Annotated in this window: 1 protein-coding gene; it reads left to right on the top strand. The window is 65.6% G+C overall.

Going from position 1 to position 880, the window contains the following annotated elements; genetic code table 11:
• Nucleotides 1-15: 15 nt before the first annotated feature.
• Nucleotides 16-880: glutamine synthetase family protein (locus EOA75_RS33355; protein WP_164747783.1), on the top strand; the 865-nt coding region annotated here is incomplete at its 3' end.

Here is an 880-nt window from a genome sequence, read left to right as displayed (position 1 = left end):
GTACGGACATGACCGATGCCTGACAAACTGAATTGCTCATTTCCCAGCGCCGATCCGCAAAGCTGGCTGACCACGCATGGAATAGGCGAGGTCGAGTGCCTGGTGCCCGATGTCAACGGTGTGCTGCGCGGCAAGGCCTTGCCGGCGGCCAAGTTCCTGAAGTCGCTCGAGGACCGTGCGCTCTACCTGCCCAGCAGCGCTTTCCTGGTCGCGATCGACGGCCGCTATTCCGGCTCCATCGATGAAGGGTTCGCCTATCAGGACCCCGACATGCGCATGGTGCCCGACCTGTCGACGCTCAGCGTTGCGCCGGGCGGCGGAGCCGGCAAGGCCTATGTCTTTGCCGATACGTTTCACATGGACGGCCGGCCGTGGATGGCTTCGCCGCGCCATGTGCTGAGGGCCGTGCTCGATCTTTACCGCCGGCGCGGCTGGCACGCCGTGATGGCGCCGGAGCTCGAATTCTACCTCACGGCGCCAAATCCCGATCCGGATCGGGATTTGACCGCGCCAGTCGGGCGCAACGGACGGCCCGAAAGCGTGCAGCATCCCTACGACATGCAGGCGCTGGAGGAGTTCGAAGCGGTGACGCGTCACCTTTATGACCACGCCGCGGCCGCCGGCCTGCCCCTCGACACGCTGATCCACGAATCCGGCACGGCGCAGCTCGAGATCAACTTCCTCCATGGCGACCCGCTGGCGCTGGCCGACAAGGTGCTGTTGTTCAAGCGCATGGCCAGGCAGGCGGCGCAGGCGAGCGGTATGCACGCCACCTTCATGGCGAAGCCGATCGCGACGCAGGCCGGCAGCTCGATGCATCTTCACATGTCCATCGTCGACGAGCGCGGCGAGCCCCTGTTTGCCGGCAAAGACGGCGAGG

The sequence above is a fragment of the Mesorhizobium sp. M1A.F.Ca.IN.022.07.1.1 genome, assembly GCF_003997575.1.
In the GTDB taxonomy this organism is placed as follows: domain Bacteria; phylum Pseudomonadota; class Alphaproteobacteria; order Rhizobiales; family Rhizobiaceae; genus Mesorhizobium.
This window is presented reverse-complemented; position numbering and strand designations above follow the sequence as displayed.